Origin of the sequence: Pantoea sp. CTOTU49201 (assembly GCF_032054795.1) — a bacterium.
Lineage (GTDB): Bacteria > Pseudomonadota > Gammaproteobacteria > Enterobacterales > Enterobacteriaceae > Pantoea > Pantoea symbiotica.
In genome coordinates, this window is sequence record NZ_DAMBSA010000270.1 from 1 (window position 1) to 6,682 (window position 6,682).

A 6,682-nucleotide genomic window follows, 5' to 3' on the forward strand; every position below is an offset into this window, starting at 1 on the left:
CAGTCCGCGCAGAATGGCAATGGTATCTTCGACACTCGGCTCAGCAACAAAGACTTTCTGGAAACGACGTTCCAGCGCCGCATCTTTCTCGATGAACTGACGATACTCATTCAGCGTGGTTGCGCCGACACAGTGCAACTCACCGCGCGCCAATGCTGGTTTCAGCATGTTGCCTGCATCCATTGCGCCATCGGCTTTACCGGCGCCAACCATGGTATGCAATTCGTCGATAAACAGAATGACGTTACCTTCCTGCTTCGCCAGGTCGCTAAGCACGCCTTTGAGGCGCTCTTCAAATTCACCACGATATTTGGCGCCCGCCACCAGCGAACCCATATCCAGAGCCAGCACGCGACGACCTTTCAGCCCTTCCGGCACTTCGCCATTAATGATGCGCTGCGCTAAACCTTCGGCGATAGCCGTTTTACCGACGCCGGGTTCACCAATCAGCACCGGGTTATTTTTGGTGCGACGCTGCAACACCTGAATGGTGCGGCGGATCTCTTCATCACGACCAATAACCGGATCAAGCTTGCCAAGTTCGGCGCGCTCTGTAAGGTCGATGGTGTATTTTTTTAATGCCTGACGCTGATCTTCAGCCCCTTGATCGTTCACGCTATCTCCTCCCCGTAATTGCTCGATGGCCTTAGAGAGTTTTTCCGAAGTCGCGCCAGCTGATTTCAATAGGTCAGCCAGCGAGCCACGTGAATCGAGGGCCGCCAGTACAAATAATTCAGATGATATAAAGTTGTCGCCGCGCTTTTGCGCCAGCTTGTCGCACAGGTTAAGTACCCGAATCAGATCGGCGGATGGCTGTACGTCGCCATCGGTCCCTTCAACCTGCGGTAGTCGATTAATTGCTTGTTCAATGCTGGTACGCAGGCCAGCCACGTCGGCACCCGCTGCGCTGAGCAACGGACGCACCGATCCGCCTTCCTGGTTGAGCAAAGCGCTCATCAAATGAAGGGGTTCAATGAATTGATTGTCATGTCCCAGAGCAAGGGACTGTGCATCGGCAAGTGCCAGTTGAAATTTATTAGTAAGACGATCCAGACGCATAATTCCTCCCATTACAGGTCAAAATGCTACTGGAGATTAAATGAGGTCATCCCTCAAATTTTTCAAGGTTAATGACCTGAGTTGTGAGCAAAAAATACGCTAACTGGACCGTCTTGTGGCGTAAGGTTATCTCAGCCAAATCAAAGTTGCCATACGCCCGGTGATTCCGTCGCGTCGGTAGGAGAAAAAATCATCGCGCTCATGGAAGGTACAACGCGTTGAACCACTGATGGAATGTACGCCGGCAGCTTGTAACCGCTGACGAGCCAGCAGCCAAATATCGGCGAAGTATTTGTCACCAGCCGGGCGGAAAGCTTCTTCCGCTTTTGAATCATGCGCCATAAATGCCGTTCTGACTTCCGGACCAACTTCAAATGCTTGTGGCCCAATTGCCGGACCAAGCCATGCATGGATGTCATGTGGCGAGCAGTGAAACTGTGACAACGTCTGTTCCAGCACGCCATTACAGAGACCACGCCAACCCGCGTGCGCTGCAGCGACTTCACTGCCATCCTTGCTACAAAACAGCACCGGTAAACAATCCGCCGTCATCACTGCACAAACAACCCCACTTTCACGCGTGATGGCGGCATCAGCGCGTGGTAGCGGATCGCTGGCGGGTAAACGCACAACCACTTGGCTATGGATCTGATCCAGCCATTGCGGCATTGCTGGCAGCGCCAGTTGTTCAACCAAGCGTTGACGATTCTGAGCAACATGCGCCTCAGCGTCGCCAACGTGCCCACCAAGATTCAAAGAATCCCAAGGGGCAGCGCTGACGCCGCCGTAACGCGTGGTGGAACATGCCCGAACATGCTGCGGCGCAGGCCAATCCGGGATGATCCAATCACTCATAGCCAATCCATCTGATCGCGGAATTCAAGAGTATCGGCTTTCAGCGCATCAATTAAATCGACCATATCCTGTGGCAACGGCGCATGCCATTCCATCTCAATACCGGTAATGGGGTGATAGAGACGTAACATCGTGGCATGCAGCGCCTGGCGATCAAAACCACGTAGCGTAGTGATGAACGCTTCTGATGCACCTTTTGGTGGACGTGGACGGCCACCGTACAGCGGATCGCCCACCAGCGGATGGTTGATATGCGCCATATGCACACGAATCTGATGCGTACGACCGGTTTCAAGGCGTAAACGCAAACGCGTATGGGCACGGAAGTGTTCCATGATGCGATAGTGCGTGGTGGCTGGTTTACCCATTGGGTGCACCGCCATGTGTGTGCGTTTGGTAGAGTGGCGCGCCATTGGCTGATCCACAGTACCGCCTGCAGTCATGGTACCGATCGCAACCGCTTCATATTCACGCGTGATTTCGCGCAGCTGCAGCGTTTCAACCAGGTGAGTTTGTGCAGGAACGGTTTTCGCTACCACCATCAAACCAGTGGTATCTTTATCCAGACGATGAACAATCCCTGCGCGAGGCACATCAGCGATCGGTGGATAGTGATAGAGCAGTGCGTTAAGCACCGTGCCATCAGGATTACCGGCGCCGGGATGTACCACCAACCCGCGAGGTTTGTTGATGACCAGGATGTCATCATCTTCATAGACGATGTTCAGTGGGATGTTTTGCGCTTCCCAGCGTTGCTCTTCTTCGATTTCAGCATCAATCGAGACATGCTCACCGCCAAAAACTTTTTCTTTTGGTTTATCGATGATAGTGCCGTTGACGCTGACTCGGCGCTCAAGAATCCATTCTTTTATGCGAGAACGTGAATAATCAGGGAACAATTCTGCCAAAGTCTGATCTAAGCGTTGTCCAAGTTGTGCTTCGGACACCGTTGCGGTGAGTTGAACTTGTTGTGCCATATACAGCTTCTTCGTTAACGTTGGGTTTTCACGGCGATGCCGTTTAATATAATGTGCTATCGTACCTGGTCATAACTGGGAGCTATACGGACAGCTTCTGCTACAACACTTTGAGGATAATCATTTCGTCATGACGCGTATGAAACATCTGGTGGCTGCTGCCACACTGAGCCTGAGCCTGGCGCTTGTGGGTTGTTCTGGCTCATCAGATCCAGTCCCGGACAGCCCGCCGTCTGAAATTTACGCCACGGCCCAGCAAAAGCTGCAGGACGGTAACTTTAAAGCGGCGATTAAGCAACTGGAAGCACTGGATAACCGCTATCCATTTGGTCCTTACTCGCAGCAAGTACAGCTGGATTTGATCTACGCGTATTACAAAAATGCCGATCTGCCACTGGCGCAAGCCGCTATATCTCGCTTTATGCGTCTCAATCCAACCCATCCGAATATCGACTATGTCATCTATATGAAAGGTCTGACGGATATGGCGCTGGATGATTCTGCACTGCAGGGCTTCTTCGGTATCGATCGTTCCGATCGTGATCCGACGCACGCTCGTGATGCTTTCCGTGACTTCTCGCAATTACTGCGCGGTTATCCAAACAGCCAATATGCTGCGGATGCGCAGAAACGTTTGGCATTCCTGAAAGAGCGCCTGGCGAAGTATGAACTCTCGGTGGCGCAATTCTATACCAAGCGCGGTGCCTATGTCGCTGTTGTTAACCGCGTGGAAACAATGATGAAGGATTATCCGGATACTGAGGCGACGCATGAAGCGCTGCCGTTGATGGAAAATGCTTACCGCCAGCTGCAGTTGACGGCTGAAGCCGACAAAGTAGCAAAAATCATTGCGGCAAATAATCAGTCCTGATTATTACACCCACAAAAAAGCAGCCCATGAGGCTGCTTTTTTTTATGTCATTTAGTAGATAACTCAACAATTTTAGAGATTTATCGCTGCGGTTATCCATTCAATCATGCGCCCTTCCGCACTCGTCTTCAAGCATTTCCGGCTACTTTCCCGGCCTTTCTCACAATTAAGCGGCATTGACAAAAAGTGACATTTCAATGTGATTTAGATCACACATTTTCTTAATATCCGCGGTATGCTGGTCCTACCCAGACGGAAATGACAGAGAGGTTTAACTATGATTCTGAACATTACCAGCAAACAAATGGAAATCACCGAGGCCATCCGTAACCACGTTGAAGAGCGTCTCGCCAAGCTGGAAAAATGGCAAACACATCTGATAAACCCTCACATTGTGTTATCGAAAGAGCCGAAGGAGTTTGTGGCTGATGCCACCATTAATACGCCTAACGGAACGCTGGTTGCCAGCGCGAAACATGATGATATGTACACGGCCATCAATGACTTGATTGCCAAGCTGGAGCGACAACTTAATAAAGCGCAACATAAACCCGAAGCACGTCGCGCCAACAGCAGTGTGAAAGATTTTCTTCCGACAGAATAAACAAACATCTTTAGTAACGCGCCTCCGGGCGCGTTTTTTATTGACAGCTTTAAATCACTGCGGTTACTCTCAAGCCACTTCATTTATGGAAACAACCATGAAACATCTGCCGTTCTTCTTCGCATTCTTTTTTACCTTCCCCTGATTGGGAGGCGATTCGTCATGTGAAAATGAATGCGAAGACGAACAACAAAGCCTCCCAAATGGGAGGCTTTTTTATTGGACATTTTACAGGTGATCCCTATGAATCCCGAAAATCCGCTGCTGGCATTGCGCGATAAAATCAGCGTCGTTGATGAAAAACTGTTAGCGCTTTTGTCGGAGCGTCGCACATTGGCCGTTGAAGTTGCGCAGGCTAAACTGGCAACGCATCGCCCTATCCGCGACGTTGAACGTGAACGCGCGCTGCTGGAAAACCTGATTTCTCTGGGGAAAAAGCATCAGCTTGATGCGCATTACATTACCCGCCTATTCCAGTTAGTGATTGAAGATTCGGTTCTTACCCAGCAAGCCTTGCTGCAAAAGAATCTCAACCATCCACACGCTCACGCGCCGCGCATTGCATTCCTCGGGCCGAAAGGTTCTTACTCACATCTTGCCGCGCGTAAATATGCCACCCGACATTTCGATTCAATGGTTGAGATTGGCTGCCTGAAATTCCATGACATTATTCATCAGGTGGAAAGTGGTCAGGCGGATTACGCGGTAATGCCGATTGAAAATACCAGCTCTGGCTCGATCAACGACGTTTACGATCTGCTTCAGCAAACCACGCTATCGATTGTGGGTGAACTGACCATTCCAATTGAGCACTGTGTGCTGGTCAACGGCAGCACCGATCTAGAGCAGATCGAAACGGTGTACAGCCATCCACAGCCATTCCAGCAGTGCAGCCAATTCATCAATCGCTTCCCGCAATGGAAAATCGAATACACCGAAAGCACCGCTGCAGCGATGGGGAAAGTGGCCGCGATGAATTCCCCGAAGGTTGCCGCATTGGGTAGTGAAGCGGGCGGTGAGCTGTATGGATTGCAGGTACTGGAACGCAATCTGGCCAATCAACAGCAGAACCATACGCGCTTCATCGTGCTGGCACGTAAAGCGATTGAGGTTTCCGGCCAGGTTCCGGCGAAAACAACGCTGATTATGGCGACTGGCCAACAAGCGGGCGCATTGGTTGAAGCGCTGATGGTATTGCGCAACCACGGCCTGATCATGAGCAAACTGGAAAACCGTCCAATTAACGGCAATCCATGGGAAGAGATGTTTTATATTGATGTGCAAGGCAATCTGCAATCAGAGAATATGCAGTTGGCGTTAACGGAGTTAAGCGGCTTGACCCGTTCATTAAAAGTTCTCGGCTGTTATCCAGGCGAGAATGTAGTGCCGGTTGAGCCTCGCCTCTAAGCAAAAAGGCATCCTAACGGATGCCTTTTGTTTTTACTGCCGGCTGTCGTTCGCCGATCGCAGCATGCTTCTGCTTTCGACCAGGAAGCGTTTCGCGTAATCACCAAACCAGTGTTCAACCCGCTCGAAGCTATCGATGAAGGCTTGCTTATCGCCCTGCTCGAGCAGTTTGATCGCATCGCCAAATCGTTGGTAATAACGTTTTATCAGCGCCAGATTGCTCTCTGAGGACATAATGATGTCCGCGTAAAGCTGTGGATCCTGCGCAAACAGACGTCCAACCATCGCCAGTTCAAGGCGGTAGATCGGCGAAGACAACGCCAACAGCTGATCCAAATTAACGTTCTCTTCCGCCAGATGCAGGCCATATGCGAAAGTCGCAAAGTGACGCAGTGCCTGAATAAACGCCATATTCTGGTCGTGCTCAACGGCACTGATACGATGCAGGCGCGCGCCCCAAACCTGAATCTGCTCAAGGAACCACTGATAAGCTTCCGGCTGACGACCATCGCACCACACCACAACCTGCTTCGCCAGGCTTCCGCTGTCCGGGCCAAACATCGGATGCAAGCCCAGAACCGGTCCGGTGTGCGCGGCTAGCATCGCTTGCAGCGGGCGATTCTTCACCGAGGCAAGATCGACCAAAATGCAGTCTTCTGGCAATTTCGGCAGCTCACCGATAATTTGCTCTGTCAGATGGATTGGCACACTGATGATCACCATGCCCGCATCTTTCAACAGTTCGTCCGAACGTTCCCAATCGCCTTTATCCAGAATGCGGACCTGATAGCCAGAAAGTGTCAGCATCTTTTCAAACAGACGCCCCATCTGGCCGCGGCCACCCACAATCACCACCGGACGCAACGTCGGACACAGCGTTTTGAAGCCTTTGTCATTTTCATGCGCATA

General features: G+C 51.2%; 8 protein-coding genes and 1 other annotated feature. Of the genes, 4 read left to right on the forward strand and 4 right to left on the reverse strand.

Features of this window, described 5'->3' with window-relative positions; all coding sequences use genetic code 11:
• The 3 genes from RTY00_RS17200 to rluD all read right to left on the reverse strand — a co-directional run.
• Window positions 1-1,059: Clp protease N-terminal domain-containing protein (locus RTY00_RS17200; protein ID WP_312665247.1), on the reverse strand; the 1,059-nt coding region annotated here is incomplete at its 3' end.
• A gap of 126 nt (window positions 1,060-1,185) precedes the next feature.
• On the reverse strand, window positions 1,186-1,914 hold the full coding sequence (gene yfiH / locus RTY00_RS17205) for a purine nucleoside phosphorylase YfiH (protein ID WP_312665248.1): 729 nt from the start codon (window positions 1,912-1,914) through the stop codon (window positions 1,186-1,188).
• Entirely contained in the window at window positions 1,911-2,891 is a 981-nt protein-coding gene (gene rluD, locus RTY00_RS17210; RefSeq protein WP_008109013.1) for a 23S rRNA pseudouridine(1911/1915/1917) synthase RluD, read from the reverse strand. Before rluD ends, yfiH begins: the two co-directional genes overlap by 4 nt.
• 130 nt (window positions 2,892-3,021) lie before the next feature.
• On the opposite strand from rluD, the gene bamD reads away from it, so the two are divergent.
• The 4 genes from bamD to pheA all read left to right on the forward strand — a co-directional run bounded on the left by bamD (window position 3,022) and on the right by pheA (window position 5,773).
• Complete coding sequence (gene bamD, locus RTY00_RS17215; protein WP_008109011.1) at window positions 3,022-3,762, forward strand: outer membrane protein assembly factor BamD; 741 nt, start codon at window positions 3,022-3,024, stop codon at window positions 3,760-3,762.
• Window positions 3,763-4,039: 277 nt separating this feature from the next.
• Complete coding sequence (gene raiA, locus RTY00_RS17220) at window positions 4,040-4,366, forward strand: ribosome-associated translation inhibitor RaiA (protein WP_008109009.1); 327 nt, start codon at window positions 4,040-4,042, stop codon at window positions 4,364-4,366.
• 96 nt (window positions 4,367-4,462) lie between these two features.
• Window positions 4,463-4,587 (forward strand) — a sequence feature (Phe leader region).
• Window positions 4,464-4,511, forward strand: a complete 48-nt coding sequence (gene pheL / locus RTY00_RS17225; RefSeq protein WP_100703679.1) for a pheA operon leader peptide PheL — start codon at window positions 4,464-4,466, stop codon at window positions 4,509-4,511. (Overlaps the previous feature by 48 nt.)
• Window positions 4,588-4,609: 22 nt before the next feature.
• Window positions 4,610-5,773, forward strand: coding sequence for a bifunctional chorismate mutase/prephenate dehydratase (pheA, locus tag RTY00_RS17230; RefSeq protein WP_312665249.1), 1,164 nt, complete (start codon window positions 4,610-4,612; stop codon window positions 5,771-5,773).
• Between the two features lie 33 nt (window positions 5,774-5,806).
• Here pheA and tyrA read toward each other — a convergent pair.
• A partial coding sequence (gene tyrA / locus RTY00_RS17235) for a bifunctional chorismate mutase/prephenate dehydrogenase (protein ID WP_312665250.1) occupies window positions 5,807-6,682 on the reverse strand: 876 nt, incomplete at its 5' end.

Coding starts and splice junctions, on each gene's coding strand:
- yfiH (WP_312665248.1), bottom strand. CDS start 1,914: ATGAGTGATTGGATCATCCCGGATTGGCCTGCGCCGCAGCATGTTCGG.
- rluD (WP_008109013.1), bottom strand. CDS start 2,891: ATGGCACAACAAGTTCAACTCACCGCAACGGTGTCCGAAGCACAACTT.
- bamD (WP_008109011.1), top strand. CDS start 3,022: ATGACGCGTATGAAACATCTGGTGGCTGCTGCCACACTGAGCCTGAGC.
- raiA (WP_008109009.1), top strand. CDS start 4,040: ATGATTCTGAACATTACCAGCAAACAAATGGAAATCACCGAGGCCATC.
- pheA (WP_312665249.1), top strand. CDS start 4,610: ATGAATCCCGAAAATCCGCTGCTGGCATTGCGCGATAAAATCAGCGTC.